General features: G+C 69.9%; 23 protein-coding genes. 9 read left to right on the top strand and 14 right to left on the bottom strand.

Annotated features, from left to right (window positions below):
• The first annotated feature begins 58 nt into the window (after positions 1-58).
• Both CURTO8I2_RS06680 and CURTO8I2_RS06685 read left to right on the top strand, forming a co-directional pair.
• Complete coding sequence (locus CURTO8I2_RS06680; RefSeq protein WP_201295486.1) at positions 59-706, top strand: DUF1294 domain-containing protein; 648 nt, start codon at positions 59-61, stop codon at positions 704-706.
• A 91-nt stretch (positions 707-797) separates the two neighbouring features.
• A complete protein-coding gene (locus CURTO8I2_RS06685; RefSeq protein ID WP_159681586.1) occupies positions 798-1556 on the top strand; it encodes a prolyl oligopeptidase family serine peptidase in 759 nt (252 codons plus the stop codon).
• Positions 1557-1562: 6 nt separating this feature from the next.
• Here CURTO8I2_RS06685 and CURTO8I2_RS06690 read toward each other — a convergent pair whose 3' ends face one another.
• From CURTO8I2_RS06690 to CURTO8I2_RS06710, 5 genes are all read right to left on the bottom strand, one after another.
• Complete coding sequence (locus CURTO8I2_RS06690; protein ID WP_159679732.1) at positions 1563-2957, bottom strand: amino acid permease; 1395 nt, start codon at positions 2955-2957, stop codon at positions 1563-1565.
• 58 nt (positions 2958-3015) lie between these two features.
• Positions 3016-3960: an aspartate carbamoyltransferase catalytic subunit gene (locus tag CURTO8I2_RS06695; RefSeq protein ID WP_159679734.1), complete on the bottom strand. Its 945-nt coding sequence runs from the start codon at positions 3958-3960 to the stop codon at positions 3016-3018.
• A 181-nt stretch (positions 3961-4141) separates the two neighbouring features.
• Complete coding sequence (gene ruvX, locus CURTO8I2_RS06700; RefSeq protein ID WP_159679736.1) at positions 4142-4612, bottom strand: Holliday junction resolvase RuvX; 471 nt, start codon at positions 4610-4612, stop codon at positions 4142-4144.
• Positions 4609-5163 carry a YqgE/AlgH family protein gene (locus tag CURTO8I2_RS06705; protein WP_159679738.1) on the bottom strand — a complete coding sequence of 185 codons (555 nt, stop codon included), beginning with the start codon at positions 5161-5163 and terminating at the stop codon, positions 4609-4611. Before CURTO8I2_RS06705 ends, ruvX begins: the two co-directional genes overlap by 4 nt.
• Positions 5164-5267: 104 nt before the next feature.
• Positions 5268-5723, bottom strand: coding sequence for a peptidylprolyl isomerase (locus tag CURTO8I2_RS06710; RefSeq protein ID WP_159679740.1), 456 nt, complete (start codon positions 5721-5723; stop codon positions 5268-5270).
• 108 nt (positions 5724-5831) lie between these two features.
• Between CURTO8I2_RS06710 and CURTO8I2_RS06715 the strand changes: the two genes are divergently transcribed.
• Positions 5832-6374 (top strand): DNA-3-methyladenine glycosylase I, encoded by a 543-nt coding sequence (locus CURTO8I2_RS06715; RefSeq protein WP_159679742.1) that lies wholly within the window; start codon positions 5832-5834, stop codon positions 6372-6374.
• A gap of 239 nt (positions 6375-6613) precedes the next feature.
• Here CURTO8I2_RS06715 and CURTO8I2_RS06720 read toward each other — a convergent pair whose 3' ends face one another.
• The 3 genes from CURTO8I2_RS06720 to CURTO8I2_RS06730 all read right to left on the bottom strand — a co-directional run bounded on the left by CURTO8I2_RS06720 (position 6614) and on the right by CURTO8I2_RS06730 (position 9669).
• On the bottom strand, positions 6614-7240 hold the full coding sequence (locus CURTO8I2_RS06720; RefSeq protein WP_159679744.1) for a superoxide dismutase: 627 nt from the start codon (positions 7238-7240) through the stop codon (positions 6614-6616).
• 189 nt (positions 7241-7429) lie between these two features.
• Positions 7430-8560: a PilT/PilU family type 4a pilus ATPase gene (locus CURTO8I2_RS06725; RefSeq protein WP_159679746.1), complete on the bottom strand. Its 1131-nt coding sequence runs from the start codon at positions 8558-8560 to the stop codon at positions 7430-7432.
• A gap of 71 nt (positions 8561-8631) precedes the next feature.
• Entirely contained in the window at positions 8632-9669 is a 1038-nt protein-coding gene (locus CURTO8I2_RS06730) for a type IV pilus twitching motility protein PilT (protein WP_055246947.1), read from the bottom strand.
• 141 nt (positions 9670-9810) lie between these two features.
• On the opposite strand from CURTO8I2_RS06730, the gene CURTO8I2_RS06735 reads away from it, so the two are divergent.
• Genes CURTO8I2_RS06735 through CURTO8I2_RS06745 form a run of 3 tightly spaced genes read left to right on the top strand, consistent with a single transcriptional unit; the run spans position 9811 to position 11865 of the window.
• The gene (locus CURTO8I2_RS06735; RefSeq protein WP_236551024.1) at positions 9811-10503 is read left to right on the top strand and encodes a YggS family pyridoxal phosphate-dependent enzyme; all 693 of its coding nucleotides are present in this window, start codon (positions 9811-9813) and stop codon (positions 10501-10503) included.
• 56 nt (positions 10504-10559) lie between these two features.
• On the top strand, positions 10560-11399 hold the full coding sequence (proC, locus tag CURTO8I2_RS06740) for a pyrroline-5-carboxylate reductase (protein ID WP_159679750.1): 840 nt from the start codon (positions 10560-10562) through the stop codon (positions 11397-11399).
• Complete coding sequence (locus CURTO8I2_RS06745; protein ID WP_159679752.1) at positions 11392-11865, top strand: DUF4426 domain-containing protein; 474 nt, start codon at positions 11392-11394, stop codon at positions 11863-11865. The genes proC and CURTO8I2_RS06745 overlap by 8 nt, the downstream gene beginning before the upstream one ends.
• Before the next feature lie 24 nt (positions 11866-11889).
• Here the strand turns inward: CURTO8I2_RS06745 and CURTO8I2_RS15515 are convergent, their stop codons facing one another.
• The 6 genes from CURTO8I2_RS15515 to pdxH all read right to left on the bottom strand — a co-directional run bounded on the left by CURTO8I2_RS15515 (position 11890) and on the right by pdxH (position 14732).
• Positions 11890-12024: a hypothetical protein gene (locus CURTO8I2_RS15515; RefSeq protein ID WP_159679753.1), complete on the bottom strand. Its 135-nt coding sequence runs from the start codon at positions 12022-12024 to the stop codon at positions 11890-11892.
• Positions 12025-12028: 4 nt separating this feature from the next.
• Positions 12029-12211: an SMR family transporter gene (locus tag CURTO8I2_RS15520; protein ID WP_159679755.1), complete on the bottom strand. Its 183-nt coding sequence runs from the start codon at positions 12209-12211 to the stop codon at positions 12029-12031.
• The gene (locus tag CURTO8I2_RS06760) at positions 12208-12576 is read right to left on the bottom strand and encodes an SMR family transporter (RefSeq protein WP_159679756.1); all 369 of its coding nucleotides are present in this window, start codon (positions 12574-12576) and stop codon (positions 12208-12210) included. The genes CURTO8I2_RS15520 and CURTO8I2_RS06760 overlap by 4 nt, the downstream gene beginning before the upstream one ends.
• Positions 12576-13193, bottom strand: a complete 618-nt coding sequence (locus CURTO8I2_RS06765; protein ID WP_159679758.1) for an NAD(P)-dependent oxidoreductase — start codon at positions 13191-13193, stop codon at positions 12576-12578. Before CURTO8I2_RS06765 ends, CURTO8I2_RS06760 begins: the two co-directional genes overlap by 1 nt.
• A 133-nt stretch (positions 13194-13326) precedes the next feature.
• On the bottom strand, positions 13327-14169 hold the full coding sequence (locus CURTO8I2_RS06770) for an ABC transporter substrate-binding protein (RefSeq protein ID WP_159679759.1): 843 nt from the start codon (positions 14167-14169) through the stop codon (positions 13327-13329).
• Positions 14124-14732: a pyridoxamine 5'-phosphate oxidase gene (gene pdxH, locus CURTO8I2_RS06775; RefSeq protein WP_159679761.1), complete on the bottom strand. Its 609-nt coding sequence runs from the start codon at positions 14730-14732 to the stop codon at positions 14124-14126. The genes CURTO8I2_RS06770 and pdxH overlap by 46 nt, the downstream gene beginning before the upstream one ends.
• Before the next feature lie 76 nt (positions 14733-14808).
• Between pdxH and CURTO8I2_RS06780 the strand changes: the two genes are divergently transcribed.
• From CURTO8I2_RS06780 to aroB, 3 genes are all read left to right on the top strand, one after another.
• On the top strand, positions 14809-15618 hold the full coding sequence (locus CURTO8I2_RS06780) for a kinase (RefSeq protein ID WP_159681587.1): 810 nt from the start codon (positions 14809-14811) through the stop codon (positions 15616-15618).
• 717 nt (positions 15619-16335) lie between these two features.
• Positions 16336-16929 (top strand): shikimate kinase, encoded by a 594-nt coding sequence (locus CURTO8I2_RS06785; protein WP_159679762.1) that lies wholly within the window; start codon positions 16336-16338, stop codon positions 16927-16929.
• Between the two features lie 52 nt (positions 16930-16981).
• On the top strand, positions 16982-18073 hold the full coding sequence (gene aroB / locus CURTO8I2_RS06790) for a 3-dehydroquinate synthase (RefSeq protein WP_159679764.1): 1092 nt from the start codon (positions 16982-16984) through the stop codon (positions 18071-18073).
• The last annotated feature ends 71 nt before the right edge of the window (positions 18074-18144 follow it).

Genomic DNA, 18144 nt, shown 5'->3' on the forward strand with positions numbered 1-18144 from the left:
CCACGCGCCATCCGGCTGCGCTCGCGACAGATCGTGAACAGGTTCTGAGGTGACGACCATGCGCGCACGTGCCGGATTCGGTCGGATCGAACGCTGGGACGACGCGCGCGGCTTCGGTTTCATCACCCCCGAGGACGCCGCGACCGGTGGCCCGGATCGCGTCTTCTTCCATGTCCGCGATTTCGACCGCAGCGGTGCACGGCCCGATGTCGGCGTCCGTGTGCGCTATACGCCTACGCAGCAGGCCGATGGACGCTGGCGCGCGGTGCACGTGGCCGCGGTCGGCACGACGCAGACACCCCGCACTGCGCGCGCCGCGCCGAAGCGCGATCGGCGTGCATCGGCGGCCACACCCGCGGGCGGTGTACGCGGACTGCCGATCGCGGTCGCGCTGGGGGCCTGGTGTGCGCTGCTCGGCTACGGAATCGTCTCCGGGCGACTGCCGCAGCTCGCGCTCGCCGCGCTGGCCGGGCTCAATGCGCTGACCGCAGCCGCCTATGCATTCGACAAACACGCCGCGCGCCACGGCCGCTGGCGCACGCCCGAGGCGCATCTGCATCTGCTCGAACTGCTCGGTGGCTGGCCTGCTGCAGCGCTCGCGCAGCAGGTGCTGCGTCACAAGCGCGCCAAGCCGGCCTACCGTAAGGTGTTCGCCTCGATGGTCGTCCTGCACCTGCTGGCGCTGGGTCTGTGGACCTTCGCCTGATCCGCTCCGGAGTGATCGCATGCCCAATGTCCCCCATTCCATCGCCCGCCGCCGTCTGCTGCGCGGCCTTGCCCTCGCCGGCGGCGCTGCCATGCTGTCCGGCTGCGTGAGTGCCCTGCCCGCGTCCGGCGCGGGGCCCGGCCGCTTCGTCCGTCGCGAGCTCGACGCGAACGGCCGCCGCGTCGCCTACCAGGTCTTCGTGCCGGCGGCGCAGCTGCCGCGTCCGGTGCCGGTGGTGCTGTTCCTGCACGGCTCGGGCGAACGCGGCGACGATGGCGAGAAGCAGATCCATGCCGGTCTCGGCCCCTACGTGCGCGCGCACGCAGCGGACTTCCCGGCGCTGGTGGTGTTTCCGCAATCGCCGGAAGGCGAATCCTGGGAAGGCGACACCGCGACGATGGCGCTGGCGACCCTCGATGCGGCGACCGCGGAGTTCGACGGCGACCGCAGCCGCACGTCGCTGACCGGCATGTCGCGCGGCGGCTACGGCACCTGGTCGCTGGCGCTGCGTGAGCCGACGCGCTTCGCCGCGCTGGTCCCCGTGTGCGGCGGCATCACCGCGCCCGGCTCGCGGCCCGATCTCGACACGCTGTACGTCGAATCCACCCAGCCGGCCGCCGATCCGTATGCCGAAACGGCGCGACGCCTGCGCGCCATTCCGAGCTGGATCTTCCACGGCGCGCTCGACGACGTGGTCCCGCCGGAACAGTCGCGCCGCATGCATGCCGCGCTGCGCGATGCCGGCGCCGACGTGCGCTACACGGAATTTCCCGACGCCAACCACAACAGCTGGGATGCGGCCTATCGCACCGAAGCGCTGTGGCCCTGGCTGTTCGCGCAGCGGCGCTGAGGCGTCTCAGCCCGCCTGCGGCGCGCGCCCTAGGCGCTGTGCGAGCGCGTTGAGCCCCGCGATCGCCAGCGTCAGCGCGGCCATCGACAGGAACTGCGCACGCGTGTCGGGCGAGGCGATCAGCATCGCGAAGATCACCCCGAGCACCGCCAGCGCGGCGAGCGTGGGTACCGGAAACGCGCGCATGCGGAACGGCAACGGCGTGCCCGCACGATCGGCCCGGCGGCGCAGGATGAACTGCGAGACCAGCGCCAGCGTCCAGACCAGCAGGCAGGTCGCACCCACGACGCTCAGCAACACCGGCAGGACCCGTTGCGGAAACGCCAGCTCGAGTGCAGCCGCAGCGAACCCGAAGCTCACGCTGGCCAGCACGGCAGCGATCGGCACGTTGCGACGATCGCTGCGACCCAACACCGCCGGTGCATCACCGCGACGACCCAGCGACCAGATCATCCGCGACGCGCCGTAGAGATTGGCGTTGAGCGCCGACAGCAGGGCGATCACCGCGACCAGCGTGATCGCGGTCGCGGCGCCCGGGATCCGGGCGATCTGCAGCACCGCCGCGAACGGCGATGCGAGCGCCGGGCTGTCCCACGGCACAACCGCGACAATGACCGCGATCGAGCCGAGATAGAACACCAGGATGCGCCATGCCACCGTGCGGATCGCGCGCGCGAGGCTTTTCGCCGGATCGTTGGTCTCCGCCGCCGCGATCGCGACGATTTCGGTGCCGCCGAACGCGAACACCACCACCAGCAGCGCCGCGCCGATCCCGGCCCAGCCACGCGGCGCGAAACCGTCGGCGCCCAGCAGGTTCGTCAGCCCCGGCGACGCGACCGCCGGCAGCCAGCCCGCGATCAGCGCAATGCCGATCGCGATGAAGGCGAGGATCGCGACGACCTTGAGGATCGCGAACCAGAATTCGAACTCGCCGAAATTGCGCACGCCCAGCAGGTTGATCGCGGTGAACACGCCCATGAAGCACAGTGAGAGCCCGGGCACCGACAGCGACGGCCAGATCGAGGCCAGCAATCCGGCCGCGCCCACCGCCTCGGCCGCGATCACGATCACCACCTGCAACCACCACAGCCAACCCACGGTCGCGCCGGCGACCGGGCCCATCGCATCGGCGGCGTAGACCGAGAACGCACCGCTGGCCGGCTTGGCCGCGGCCATCTCGCCGAGCGCGTGCATCACCACGATCACCAGCGCGCCGGCGATCAGGTACGACACCAGCACCGCGGGCCCGGCGGTCTGGATGCCGACGCCGGAGCCGAGGAACAGGCCGGCACCGATCGCGCTGCCCAGGCCCATCATCACCAGCTGGCGCGGGCTCAGTGCATGTGCCGGCGAGGCGGCGGCCTGCGCCGGCAGGGACGCGTTGGAATCGTTCGAGGACATCGTGCGGGCGCGGCTGCGGGGACGCCGCACCATACCGGATTCGCGACCCGGCGGCCGGTCAGCCCAGCAGGGTTTCCAGCACCGCCATGCGCGCGGCGACGCCGTTGGCGACCTGGCGCAGGATCAGCGACTGCGGACCGTCGGCGACGTCGTCGTCGATCTCCACACCGCGGTTCATCGGACCAGGATGCAGCACCACCGCGTCGCTCGCGGCGCGGCGCAGGCGACGCGCGTCGAGGCCGTAGTCGCGGTGGTAGTCCTCGAGCGAATCGACCAGACCCTCGGCCATGCGCTCGCGCTGCAGCCGCAGCATCATCACCGCGTCCACGCCTTCGAGTGCGGCATCGAGATCGTGGGACACGATGCAGCCAGCCAGCAGGGACGCACCGGGCAGCAGCGACGCCGGTCCGCAGACACGGATCTCCCCGGCACCGAGCGTGCGCAGCGCGTGCAGGTCGCTGCGCGCGACGCGCGAGTGCCGCACGTCGCCGACGATGACGACCTTCAGACCGGAGAAATCGGTGCCCTTGGCCTGCTGCAGGGTCAGCATGTCGAGCAGGCCCTGGGTGGGATGCGCGCTGCGGCCGTCGCCAGCATTGACGAGGGCCGTGCCCGGCGCCGCGGCGGATGCGAGCGCGGCGACCGCGCCATCGTCGGAATGCCGCACGACGAACCCACGCACGCCCATGGCCTCGATGTTGCGGAAAGTGTCGAGCGCGGTCTCGCCCTTGGTGGTCGACGACGTGGACGCATCGAATCCGAGCACGTCGGCACCGAGCCGCTGGGTCGCACGCTGGAAACTGAGCCGCGTCCGCGTCGAGGGCTCGAAGAACAGCGTGCAGACGGCGATGCCGGCCAGTCGCGTGTTGACCTCTCCCGCATCGACCATCGCCTGCGCCCGTGCGAGCAGGCCTTCGAGCGTGGCGCGTGGCAGGCCTTCGAGCGTCAACAGATGGCGCAGGCGGCCGGTCGCGTCGATCTGGGCATCAGGAGCGGCGTTCATCGCAGTGCACATCCGGCGGCGGGACCTGCATTGTCCCGCAGCTGCGCGCGTGCGGCGAGTGTCGCGTCGGACGCGAATGTCCCACAGCTGCGACGACGCGCACGCGCCGGTGACGCAGAGCGTCTTCGCCCTCGCGCAACGCAACACATCCACCGGCATCGCCGGTCACCGCGGCGCGGCGTCAGACCGGCGTCGCGTCGCCCGGCGACGCCAGCCAGCGTTCGACGATGACGGCGGCTGCGACCGCATCCAGCGCGGCCGCGTCACGCCGCTTGCGACGGCCTTCGGCGCGGTCGATCGCGAAGCGTTGCGCGGCTTCGATCGAGCTGGCCCGCTCGTCCACCAGCACCACCGGCAACCTGTAGCGCGCCTGCAGTTCGCGCGCGAACGCACGCGCGCGCTTGCGCGCAGGCTGGTCGCCGCCTTCGAGGGTCAGCGGGTCGCCGACGATCATGCCGTCGGGTCGCCATTCCTTCTGCAGGCGATCGACGGCCTGCCAGTCGATCTGCGCGCCGTGCACGTCGATCACCGCCAGCGCGCGCGCGCCATGCCCGAACGCGCTGCCCACCGCGACACCGATACGGCGCGCACCCACGTCGAAGCCGAGGACCGTGCCGTCGCGGCGGATCGGCGGCGGGGTCGCGTCGCTCATGCCCGGCCGCTGTGGCTGGCGACGTGCATCATGTCGACACCGATGCGACCGGCGGCCGCCTGCCAGCGCGCGTCGAGCGGCGTTTCGAAGACCAGCTGCGGATCGGCGGGCACCGTCAGCCAGCTGTGTTCGGTGAGCTCCCGCTCCAGCTGCCCCTTGCCCCAGCCGGCGCACCCCAGTGCCAGGGTGGCGTGCTCGGGACCGTCGCCCGCCGCCATCGCCTCGAGGACGTCGCGCGAGGTGGTCACGTGCAACCCCTCCGTGATTTCCAGACTCGAATCCCAGCCGCCGGGTCCGTCATGCAGCACGAAACCACGCTCGGGGTGCACCGGGCCGCCCGCCAGGACGCGATGGTCGCGCAGGCGTTCGTCCCGCAGGACGATGTGCATCTGCTCCAGCAGTTCGCCGAAGGTGTACTCGGAGGGCCGGTTGATCACCACGCCCATCGCACCGTCCTCGTCGTGCTGGCAGATGAGCGCGACGGCCCGGGCGAAATTGGCATCCTGCAGCGCGGGCAGCGCGACCAGCATGTGGTTGGCGAAGAACGACATGCGCCCATTCTAGCCAACCCGGGTGCACCGGCGGCGCTGCGGCCTTCGCAAGCCCCGACCGGGACTGAACGCCGCGGGCGATACGCCTGCGGCCAGCGCGCCGGCTAGAGCCCGAACTGGAGCTCGTCGGGTGTCGCCACGCGGACGCCGACCACTTCCACGTCGGCGCGCAGAACGCGTCCGGCGAGGGGATTGTTGCCGTCGACCGTGATCTGGGCATCGTCGAGCGCGGTCACGATCACATCCAGCGGCCCCTTTTCGGTCTGCGCCCGCAGTTTCTCGCCCACCGTGGGCGTGGCGCTGCCGTTGAACATCGTGCGCGGCAGCGTCTGTACCAGGCTGTCGTGACGCGGCCCGAAGCCGCGCTCGGGCGGAATGTCGACGGTGAAGGTCTCACCGGCTTTCCGCCCCTCGAGCGCCGCTTCCAGCCCGGCGATGATCGTCCCGCTGCCGTGCATGTAGACCAGCGGATCGTGCCCGCGGGTGGAGGTGATGCGCTGTCCGCTGTCGTCGGACAGGGTGAAGTGCACGGTGGCAACGCGGCGGTGGGCGATTTCCATCGACGGATCCGGCAAGGGCGACAGCGCATGGTGACGTGCGCTGCGTGAACGCCGCAACCCGGGTCGCACCCGATGGCGGCAGCCGTCTACGCGTCCTATGCTGCGTCGATGAGCGGCTACTGCGACATCGCCCCCGGCCATCCGGTCCACGGCCCCTATCACGACACCGAATACGGCTTTCCGCAGCGCGCGGAAGCGGTGCTGTTCGAGCGCCTGCTGCTGGAGATCAACCAGGCCGGCCTGAGCTGGGAAACCATCCTGCGCAAGCGCGACGGGTTCCGCGCGGCCTACGACGGCTTCGACGTCGACGCCGTCGCGGCCTACGGCGAGGCCGATCGCGCGCGCCTGCTCGGCGATGCGTCGATCATCCGCAACCGGCTGAAAGTCGATGCCGCGATCCACAACGCGCAGGTGATCCAGGGTCTGCGCGACAGCCACGGCGGCTTCGTCGAATGGCTGGACGCGCATGCGGTCGAGCACGGCGCGCCGCGCGACAAGGCCTCGTGGGTCAGGCTGTTCAAGAAGACGTTCCGCTTCACCGGCGGCGAGATCACCGGCGAATTCCTGATGAGCCTGGGCTACCTGCCCGGCGCGCACCGGGCGGATTGTCCGGTGATGCGGGATATCGAGAAGGCCAAGCGAAGCGCTTGAGCCCTCCCCTGCCTGCGGGGGAGGGTTTGGGAGGGGGCAAACCTTCCGATCGCCGAAGCGTCGGGCACTCAATCGGCGCGCGCGTGTTCCGATTTTCTCAACAGCATCCTCCGCCCCCATCCCAGCCTTCCTCCGCACGCGGGGGAAGGCGCGGGTCCGCCGCGCCCGAAAATTCCGCCTCCACAGCATTCCGGCCGCTTTCGCGGCCGGAATGGAAACACACATCAGAACGGCAGGACTCAGCCCTTGAACGCTTCCTGGTAACGACGCTCGACTTCGTTCCAGTCGACGACGTTGTAGAACGCGGCGATGTAGTCGGGACGACGGTTCTGGTAGTTCAGGTAATACGCGTGCTCCCAGACGTCGAGGCCGAGGATCGGGGTGTTGCCCGAGCCGATGCCCTTCATCAGGGGGTTGTCCTGGTTGGCGCTGCTTTCGACCTTCAGCACGCCGGACGTGTCGACCGACAGCCAGGCCCAGCCGCTGCCGAAGCGCGTCAGTGCAGCCTTGGTGAAGGCTTCCTTGAACGCGTCGAAGCCGCCGAGATCGCTGTCGATGTGCTTGGCGACATCGCCGACCGGGTTGCCGCCGCCCTTGGGCGACATCACCGTCCAGAACAGCGAATGGTTGGCGTGGCCACCGGCGTTGTTGCGCAGCGGGCCGCGCTTGTCTTCCGGCAGCGCATCGAGATCGGCGATGAGCGCCTCGGCCGACGTGTCCGCCCACTGCGTGCCTTCCAGCGCGGCGTTGGCGTTGTTGATGTAGGTCTGGTGATGCTTGGTGTGATGGATTTCCATCGTCTTGGCATCGATGTGCGGTTCGAGCGCGTCGTACGCGTAACCCAGCTCGGGGAGGGTGTAGGCCATCAGCGATCTCCTTGGTGGTGAATGCGCGCCATTGTCCCCCGGGTGGGGTCAAGTTGGCGACAAGACCGCGTCACCATAGCGCTGCGGCGTGACGGTCTGCGGCAACACAGCGTTGCGGGCACCCGCCAAAAGCAGAACGCCCCGCGGGTGCGGGGCGTCTGTCGAGGCGTTCGCGAAGGATGCGGACGGTCAGCGGACCTCGGCCACCTCGACGCCATCGAGACCCTGCGACAGCGTGCGCGCGTCGCCACCCTGGGCGAGCTTGATGCGCAGGCGCACCTCGTTCGCGGAGTCGGCGTAGCGCAGCGCGTCCTCGTAGGAGATCTCGCCGGCCTGGTAGAGCTCGAACAGCGCCTGGTCGAAGGTCTTCATGCCCAGGTTGGTCGATTCCTTCATGACCTCCTTGAGCTTGTGGATCTCGCCTTCGCGGATGTAGTCCTGCACCAGCGGCGTGCCGAGCATGATCTCCATCGCGACGCGCCGGCCCTTGCCGTCGGGCGTCGGGATCAGCTGCTGCGCGACCACGCCCTTGAGGTTCAGCGAGAGGTCCATCAGCAGCTGGTTGCGGCGGTCTTCGGGGAAGAAGTTGATGATGCGGTCCATCGCCTGGTTGGCGTTGTTCGCATGCAGCGTGCACAGCACCAAGTGGCCGGTTTCGGCGAAGGCGATCGCGTGGTCCATGCCTTCGCGCGTGCGCACCTCGCCGATCATGATCACGTCCGGCGCCTGGCGCAGCGTGTTCTTCAGCGCCGCGTCCCAGCTGTCGGTGTCGATGCCGACCTCGCGCTGGGTAATGATGCAGCCCGCGTGCTTGTGCACGAATTCGATCGGATCCTCGATCGTGATGATGTGGCCGGTCGAGTTCTGGTTGCGATAGCCGATCATCGCCGCCAGCGACGTCGACTTGCCCGTACCCGTGGCGCCGACGAAGATCACGATGCCGCGCTTGGTCATCGCCAGCGTCTTGATGATCGGCGGCAGGTTGAGTTCTTCCACGCTCGGGATATGCGTCTCGATCCGGCGCAACACCATGCCGACCTGGTTGCGCTGGTAGAAGCACGAAATGCGGAAGCGGCCGACGCCCGAGACGCCGATCGCGAAGTTGCACTCGTGGGTCTTCTCGAATTCCTCGCGCTGCGGCGGGGTCATCACGTTGAGCACCAGATCGCGCGCCTGCTGCGGCGTCAGCGGGTTCTGGGTGATCGGCGAAATCTTGCCGTGCACCTTGATCGACGGCGGCATGCCGGCGGTGATGAAGAGATCCGAGGCCTTCTGATGGGCCATCAGCTTGAGGAACGAGGTGAAGTCGATGCTGCTCATGGCGATCCTCCGGGATCCCGTCTCGCGCCGCGGCCGGATGCGGCCGGCGGCGTATCAGTGTGCGTGTCCGGTCACTCGAACAGACGCTTGTCCTTGGCGTATTCCTTCGCGGCCGGGCGCGTGATCAGGCCGCGCTTGACCAGGTCCTGCAGGTGCTGGTCGAGCGTCTGCATGCCGTACTGCTGGCCGGTCTGGATGGCCGAATACATCTGCGCGACCTTGTCCTCGCGGATCAGGTTCCGGATCGCCGGCATGCCGACCATGATTTCCCACGCGGCCGTCCGACCGCCGCCGACCTTCTTCAGCAGCGACTGCGAGATCACCGCGCGCAAGGATTCCGACAGCATCGAGCGCACCATCGGCTTCTCGCCGGACGGGAACACGTCGATGATGCGGTCGATGGTCTTGGCCGCGCTGGAGGTGTGCAGCGTGCCGAAGACCAGGTGGCCGGTTTCCGCGGCGGTCAGGGCCAGGCGGATGGTCTCCAGGTCGCGCAACTCGCCGACCAGGATGTAGTCGGGGTCTTCGCGCAACGCCGAACGCAGCGCCTCGTTGAAGCCGTGCGTGTCGCGGTGCACTTCGCGCTGGTTGATCAGGCACTTCTGCGAGGTGTGCACGAATTCGATCGGATCCTCGACCGAGAGGATGTGCGCGTATTCGTTCTTGTTGATGTGGTCGATCATCGCCGCGAGCGTGGTCGACTTGCCCGAGCCGGTCGGGCCGGTCACCAGGATCAGACCCTGCGGCTGGTCGATGAGCTGGCGGAAGATCGGCGGACAGTTCAGGTCTTCGAGGGTCAGCACTTCCGACGGAATGGTGCGGAACACCGCGCCGGCGCCGCGGTTCTGGTTGAACGCATTGACGCGGAACCGGGCCAGGCCCGGAATCTCGAACGAGAAGTCGACCTCGAGGAACTCTTCGAAGTCGCGGCGCTGCTTGTCCGACATGATGTCGTAGATCAGCGCGTGCACCTGCTTGTGCTCGAGCGCGGGGATGTTGATGCGGCGCACGTCGCCGTCGACGCGGATCATCGGCGGCAGCCCCGCGGACAGATGCAGGTCCGATGCCTTGTTCTTGACCGAGAACGCCAACAGTTCGGCGATATCCATGCAACACCCCTTGATGATGATCCGCACAGGGTGCGCAACGAGCCTTCCCGGCTGGCGCCTCCCTGTCCCCGGCGGCAGTATAGACCGGTAATCCCCGCACAAAACCAGACCGTTCTCACCTGCCCGGACGCCCCGATCCCCGTGACTTCGTCTCCTGCCAGCGCCGCGCTCGATGCCGTCGTGTCGCGTCTCCACAACGCGGCCCGCGCCGCCGCGCGGCCAGCGTCGCCGCGGCTGCTGGCCGTCGGCAAACGCCATCCTGCCGATGCCATCGCCGCCCTCGCCGCGGCCGGCCAGCACGCGTTCGGCGAGAACTACGTGCAGGAGGCCGCGGACAAGATCGGGGCACTGGCCGGCCTCGGACTGGAATGGCACCTGATCGGCCACCTGCAGTCGAACAAGGCGAAGCAGGCCGCCGAGCTGTTCGACTGGGTGCAGACGGTCGACCGGATGAAGCTCGTCGACGCCCTGGCCGCGCACCGCCCGGCAGCGCGCGGCGCGCTGAACGTGCTGGTACAGGTCAACATCGACGACGAGTCCAGCAAGCACGGCTGCGCGCCCTCCGAAATCCCGGCGCTGGTGGCGGCCATCCGCGCGGCGCCGCACCTGCGGTTGCGCGGACTGATGGCGATTCCCGCCCCGCACGCCGAACCCGCGCGGCGGCGCGATGCATTCGCGCGCATGCGCCGTCTGTTCGACACCGTGGCCGGGCAGGATCCAGCCATCGACACCCTGTCGATGGGCATGAGCGACGACCTGGAACTGGCGATCGCGGAAGGCGCGACGATGGTGCGCGTGGGCTCGGCGCTGTTCGGCGCGCGTCCCGACGCCTGACCGGCGATGCGCGGGCCGTCGGCTACCATCGACGCGTTCCCGACTGAGAGGCCGCCATGACCGATCCCCACACTCCTAACGCCGCGCCCATCGTCTTCATCGGCGGCGGCAACATGGCGCGCAGCCTGATCGGCGGTCTGGTCGCGCGCGGTGGCGATGCCGGCTCGGTGCGCGTCGTCGATCCCAATGCCGACAGCCGCGACGCGCTGGCCCGCGATTTCGGTGTGCGCACGTTTGCCGAGGCCACCGAGGCCGTCGACGGTGCGGCGACCTGGGTCCTGGCCACCAAGCCGCAGGTGCTGCGCGGGGTCTGCGAATCACTGGCCGACGTGGCGCAGTCCGCGCAGCCGCTGGTGCTGTCGATCGCGGCGGGCATCACCGCGACCCAGCTCGACCGCTGGCTCGGCGGTGGCGTGCCGGTGGTGCGGACGATGCCCAACACCCCGGCCCTGCTCGGTGCCGGCGTGACCGGCCTGTACGCGAATGCCCGGGTCGACGCTGCGGGCCGCGCGCGCGCGCAGGCGCTGCTCGAAAGCGCGGGCGAGACCGTGTGGATCGACGACGAGGCGCGCATGGACGCGGTGACCGCCGTGTCGGGCAGCGGCCCGGCCTACATCTTCCTGCTGGCCGAGGCCATGGAAGCGGCCGCGATCGCGCAGGGCCTGCCGGCACAGGATGCGCGCACGCTGGTGCTGCAGACCGTGCTCGGCGCGGCACGCATGCTGGTCGAATCCGACGAGGCGCCGGCGGACCTGCGCCGCCGCGTCACCTCGCCCGGCGGCACCACCCAGGCGGCGATCGAGACGTTCGAGGCCGGCGGCCTGCGCGCGCTGGTGGCCGACGCCATCGCCAACGCCGCGCGTCGCGGCGGCGAACTGTCGGCCGCCAATGATTGAGTGCACGCGCGCGCTGTGCCTTGCCGGGCTCGCGCTGCTCGCGACCGCCTGCGGACAGGCGCCATCCGACGCGGCCGACGCGCAGGCCGCCGCGCAGAATGCCGCGATGCCCGCGCAGACGATGCTCGGGGATGCCGAAGTGATGGCCAGCGTCGTGCCGGCCGCGCACGTGGGCGCCGCGGTCGCGAAGCGGTATGCGATCGAGCCGGCGCGGGACCGGGCGCTGGTGCTGGTCAGCGTGCAACGCGGCGATGTCCCGGTGCCGGTGCAGATTACCGGCGAGGCGCGCGACCTGCGCGGCGTGCGCCAGACGCTGGCATTCGACGCCGTGGATCTGGACGGGCGTGTCGAACACGTGGCCGTCGCGCGCGTCAGCGGCCCGGACACGTTGCGTCTCGATCTGCGGATCACCGCCGAGGACGGCGCGCGCGCCACCTTGCGTTTCAACCGCGACCTCCCGCGCTGACGACGCACGCTCCGCCGAGCACCTTCAGCCGATCAGCTTGAGCCCGACCACCGCGGCGAGCACCAGCGAGACGAAGAACAGCCGCAGCGGCCGCGCCGATTCGCCGTAGCGCAGGATGCCGACGACCACCGCGCCCACCGTGCCGATGCCGACCCACACCGCATTATGCGATCGCGATCGACATGCCGCTCTTGAGGCCCAGCGACAGCAGGCCGAAGCTCACGCCGAAACACAGGACCAGCCGTGCGTAGGCCAATGCACTCGGCCGCTGCTTGATCGCGTTCATCGCGACCACGCCGGCCACTTCCGCCAGGCCGGCCGCGAACACGAACAGCCAGCCGGTCATGGCGACTTCTCCACGTCGGGCGCCGGCGCCAGTGGTGTCACCAGCTTCAGCCCGGCAACGCCGACGATCAGCACTGCGATCAACGCGATCTTCGCCGGCTGCACCGGCGCACCGAACCACACGGTCTCGGCGACCACCGAGGCCGCCGCGCCCAGGCCGCAGAACACGGCATAGACCGAGCCGACCGGCAGGAAGCGGATCGCCCGCATCAGCAATGCGAAGTTCACCGCGATCGCGCCGATGGTCAGCGCCCACCCGAGCGATGTCGTCGCGGCCTTGAGCCCGACCACCCAGACCGTCTCGATCAGGCCGCCCGCGAACACCAACGCCCAGTAGCGACCTGTACCGCGTCCCGCCGTCGCCATCAGTAGGCCACGCTGAAACGCGCGCGCACGTGGGCGGGATGTTCGATCTCGTCGGCGAAGGCGATCGCGTAATCCTCCATCGAGATCGCGCTGTGGCCGGCGGCGTCGACCAGCAAGGCGTCGCCGCCGGTGCGGAACACGCCGGTGCGCGTGCCGGGCTCGAACACCGCGCCGGGCGAGACGAAGGTCCAGTCGATGTCGCCGGCGCCGCACAGCGTGTCCAGGAACACGCGGCCCGCCCCGGCCTCGGCCTTGTAGATCTCCGGAAATCCAGGCGTGTCGATCAGCGCCACACCCGGCGCGGCCTCCAGGCTGCCGGCGCCGCCGACGACCAGCAGGCGCCGCACGCCGGCCTGGCGCACGGCGTCGAGCAGCACGTCGGCGGTCGGGCCGCCATCGAAGCGCATCGCGCTGATCACCACGTCGTGGCCCTGCAGCATCGGCGCGATCGCGTCCGCGCGCGAGGCGTCGGCGGACTGCAGGGTCAGCCCGGCCTGCGCCGGGGTGTCGGCGGTATTGCGGGCGAGGCCGGTGACGCGGTGGCCGCGTGCCAGCAGCTCGCGGGCGATACGCGAACCCGCGCGTCCGGTGATGCCGAGAAGGGCGATGCGCTGCATGGGGGACTGCACCTGCGGTGGGGGAGCGCCATGCTAGGCGCCTGCCGGCGCGGGCGGAGTGCCGGCATCGCAACCCACTGTTCCGGCAGACCGCCACGCCGGTTGCAGGCGCGTCTGCGCGTGGGCGCCCGCGTCAGCCGCGCCGCTGCGCCCAGGCCTGCACGATCCGCGCCATCGCGGTCACGCCGTCGGTCAATGCGGCCGGACCGGGCTGCAGGATCAACGGCGACTTGATCTCGTGCAGTTCGCCGTCGCGCACCGCCGGAATGGCGTCCCAGCCCGGCCGCGCGGCGACGCGCTCGGGGCGGAATTTCTTGCCGCACCAGGAGCCAAGAATGATGTCGGGCGCGCGCTCGATCACCGGATCGCCGTTGGCGAGAATCCGCGCCCTGGCCAGCGGCTCGATCGACAGCTCCGGGAACACATCGTCGCCACCGGCGATGCGGACCAGTTCGGCGACCCAGCGGATGCCGGTGATGATCGGCTCGTCCCATTCCTCGAAATACACGCGCGGGCGCTGCGGCAGGCGCGCGCTCTGCGCTTCGATCGCGTCCAGCCCGCGGCGCAATCCATCGGCACAGGCATCGGCACGCGCCGCGCAGCCGACCAGCGCGCCGAGCCGGCGCACGTAGTCGACGATGCCGTCGACGCTGCGGTGGTTGCTGATCCACACCTCGACCCCGCGCCGCACCAGCTCGGCGGCGATGTCGGCCTGGATGTCGGAGAAGCCGACGACGAAATCGGGGTCGAGCTTGAGGATCTCGTCGATCTTCGCGCTGGTGAATGCACTGACCTTCGGCTTCTCCTTGCGCGCCTGAGGGGGCCGCACCGTGAAGCCGCTGATACCGACGATGCGGGCCTGCTCGCCGAGCGCGTAGAGGACTTCGGTGGGTTCTTCGGTCAGGCAGACGATGCGGCGCGGGCCGCTCGTCACGGGTACAGCATCCGCTTGCGGCAGTCGCCGGCGCAGTCGCATTCGTAGAGCCAGCGCTCGTGCAACCGGTACTCCGCGCCGTACCAGAACTCGACGCGGTCGGGCCGGACGCGCAGGCCCGACCAGCGCTGCGGACGCGGCACGTCGCGGCCTTCGAACTCGCGTTCGAGATCGGCCAGCCGCTGCTCGAAGGTCTCGCGGGTGTCGAGCACTTCGGACTGCTTCGACGCCCATGCGCCCAGCTGGCTGCCGCGCGGGCGCGACGCGAAATACGCATCGGCCTCGTCGTCGGCGACGATCACCACCGGCCCCTCGATCCGCACCTGCACGCCCTTGCGCACGCGCGGCCAATGGAACAGCAGCGCTGCGTGCGGATTCTCCTGCAGCTCGCGCCCCTTGCGGCCATCGAGATGCGTGTAGAACACGAAACCGCGGTCGTCCCAGGCCTTCAGCAGCACCGTGCGCGCCGACGGCCGGCCGTCGAGCGCGGCGGTGGCCACGGTCATCGCGGTGCGATCGGGCTCGCCGGCGGCCTGCGCCTCGTCGAACAGCGTGGCGAAGGTGTCGAGGGCTTCGGACAGCAGGGTGGTGGTCGCGGTGCTCATGTGCCGATGATCGCCGCAGCCCGCCGCGATGTCGAACCGCGACGCAGCACGCGTCGCCCGCGCTATCGTGTTCCCGATGCACGCCGCAGCGCCCTCGCCTTGGCCCGACACCCTCGTCGACACCCTGCTCGCCGAGCTGGTGCGCGGCGCTGCGCCGCAGGTGTTCGGCATCAGCGGGCTGCAGGGCACCGGCAAATCCACGCTCGCTGCGCAGGTGGTCCGGGCCGCCGAAGCCCGCGGTCTGCGTGCCGCCGTGTTGTCGCTCGACGATCTCTATCTGGACCGCGACGCCCGCCAGACGCTCGCGCGCGGCGTGCATCCGCTGCTGGCCACCCGCGGCCCGCCCGGCACCCACGAAGTCGCACTGGGCCTGGCCGCGTTCGACGCCGTGCGCGCTGGCGCGCCGACCCGCCTGCCGCGCTTCGACAAACTCGGCGACCGCCGCGTGCCCGAATCGGCCTGGCCAAACGTCCATGGCCTCGACCTGCTGCTGTTCGAAGGCTGGTGCGTCGGCACACCCGCCGAACCCGCGACCGCACTCGTGGAGCCGGTCAACGCCCTGGAACGCGACGAAGATGCCGCCGGCACCTGGCGCCGCTGGTGCAACGCCGCCCTCGCCCGCGACTACCCCGCGCTCTGGGCCGGCCTCGACCGCCTGCTGTTCCTGCAACCGCCCGGTTTCGAGGTGGTCTTCGACTGGCGCCTGCAGCAGGAACACACGCTGCAGGCCGCCGAGCCCGAGCGCGGTGGCATGGATGCGGCTGGGATTGCGCGGTTCGTGCAGCACTTCGAGCGGGTGAGCCGGCAGGCGTTGCGGACATTGCCGGGTCTGGCGGATGCGGTGGTGACGCTCGATGCCGAGCGGGAAATTGTTTCGGCGGGGTGAGCTTGCGGCTGGCTCCCGTTCTTCCACCGACACAGTCTCCGATTGGGCGGATTTGACCCGCGGCTGTAGCTTTTGTGCCTGTGGCTGTGGCCGTAGTTGCTGCTGCCAGGTCTCAACGTCGTCGCGGTCTTGCAAACCCAGAGGGCGCCGCCCATGGATGGGCGGCGTTTTCCGACCGAGGCAGGATGCCGAGTCGGAAAATCCCGGTGCGCTAAGAGCCGCGGGCTTCGGACGTGTCGGGGAGACGTTTTTCTTTGGTTCCGTTTCTTTAACTCGCGTCTTCGACGCTCGCCCCTTCGGGCCGGCTGCGCCGTTCGCGCTGCGCGCGTAGGCGTCAACCAAAAGAAATGAACTCGGCCGCGTCAGCGGACGAAAGCGTGTGATCTTGGTCTTACGCCTGCGGCGAGAAGCAACGTCAAATGCTTCCACTCGCCTCGCGGCGAGCGGGTTCATTTCTTTTGCTGGCCCAAAAGAAACGGAACCAAAGAAAAGGGCCAGCCCCGATCAAAGCGTCATGGCGCGTTGTTCGTTCCGGGATTTTTCGACTCGCCATCCTGGCTCGGTCGAAAAACGCCGCACATCCATGTGCGGCGCCCTCCGGGTCTGGGCACAGCCGGAAGGCATCCGGCTTCAAGAACGCCAGAGCAAACTCGATGCGCGCCAAAACTTGCGCCTGCAACGTTCGGCGCCTCCCGCCCCCACTGCTAGCATGCAGCCATGCACCCCGCCCCCAACCTCGTGCTCGTCGGTCCGATGGGCGCCGGCAAGTCCTCGATCGGCCGTCGCCTCGCGGCGCGGTTCGGTGTGGTCTTCGTCGATGTCGACCACGAGATCGAGGTGCGCACGGGCGCGCGGATCGCGACGATTTTCGAATGCGAGGGCGAGGCTGGATTCCGGGCGCGCGAGCGGGCGACGCTGGTCGAGATCCTCGCCGGCAGTGGCCAGGTGATCGCGACCGGCGGCGGCGCGGTGCTCGATCCTGTCAACCGCGCCCTGCTGCGGTCGCGCGGTTTCGTCGTGCACATGCATGCCGATGTCGACGCGCAGCTCGCGCGGCTGGCGCGCGACCGCACACGACCGCTGCTCGCCGGCGACGATCGCACGGAGGTCCTGCAGCGTCTCGCCGTCGAACGCGCGCCGCTGTACGCCGACGCCGCGCATCTGCGGTTCGACACCGGACCGCATGCCTGCAACGAGGCCGCTGCCCGGCTCGGCCATCTGGTCGAGGTGCACTGGCAGCCGCCGGCCGGCAGTGTCGAGACGTCCATTTCCGACGCGGCGGCAGATGTCGCATCGACGCACGCTTCATGAGCCGCGCCGCAGATCGCGCGCCGGCCGACTTCCCCACCTGTATCCGGATCGCATGACCACCAGTGCCCGAGAGGTCGCCGTCGCCGGCGATACGCCCTACACCATCCACATCGGCCCCGGCCTGCTCGACGACGGCGCGCTGCTGGCGCGCAGCGTGCGCGGACGCGATGCGATGCTGGTCAGCGATGCGCACGTGGCGCCGCTGTATGCCGACCGCGTCGCCGCCGCGCTGCAGGCCGCGCGCCCGGATCTGCGCATCCACCGGCACGTGCTGCCGCCGGGTGAAGCGGCGAAGACGCTCGCGCATTTCGCCGAGGTCACGACCGCACTCGCCGATGCGCGGATCCGCCGCGACGCCACGCTGTTCGCACTCGGCGGTGGCGTGATCGGCGATCTCGCAGGCTTCGCCGCGGCCTGCTGGATGCGCGGCATCGACTGCGTGCAACTGCCGACCACGCTGCTGGCGATGGTGGACTCGTCGGTCGGCGGCAAGACCGCGGTGGACCTGCCGCAGGGCAAGAATCTCGTCGGCGCGTTCCATCCGCCGCGCGCGGTGATCGCCGACACCGCCGTGCTGCGCACGCTGCCCGCACGCGAACTGCGTGCCGGCCTGGCCGAAGTGGTGAAGTACGGCGCGCTCGGCGATGCGGACTTCCTCGACTGGCTCGACGGCCACGCCGACGCGTTGCTGGGGATGGACGACGCGGCCCTGGCCGAGGCGATCGCGCGCAGCTGCGCGCACAAGGCGGCAATCGTCGCGCGCGACCCCTTCGAACACGGCGAACGCGCCCTGCTCAATCTGGGCCATACCTTCGGCCATGCGATCGAAACCGAACAGGGCTACGACGGCCTGAACCACGGCGAGGCGGTCGCGGTGGGCATGGTGCTGGCGGCGCAGTTGTCGGACGTGCTCGGACTCGCACCCGCGAGCGACACCCTGCGTCTGCGCACCCTGCTGCAGCGCCTCGGCCTGCCGGTCGATCTGCCGGGCGGACTCGACCCCGACCGCCTGCTGGCGCACATGCACCTGGACAAGAAGGCACAGGCCGACGGTCTGCGTTTCATCGTCTGGGACGGCATCGGCCGCGCCCGGGTCCTGGCGGGCGTGCCGGAGGCCGCCGTACTGGACGCGCTGCGCCGCTGACGCTCAGGGCGTCTCACCGGTATCGCGGCGCCCCGGCCCGATGCCGGCCCCGCCGCCGCCCATGCCACCCC

The organism is Luteimonas sp. 9C, assembly GCF_902506295.1.
Taxonomy (GTDB): Bacteria; Pseudomonadota; Gammaproteobacteria; order Xanthomonadales; family Xanthomonadaceae; genus Luteimonas.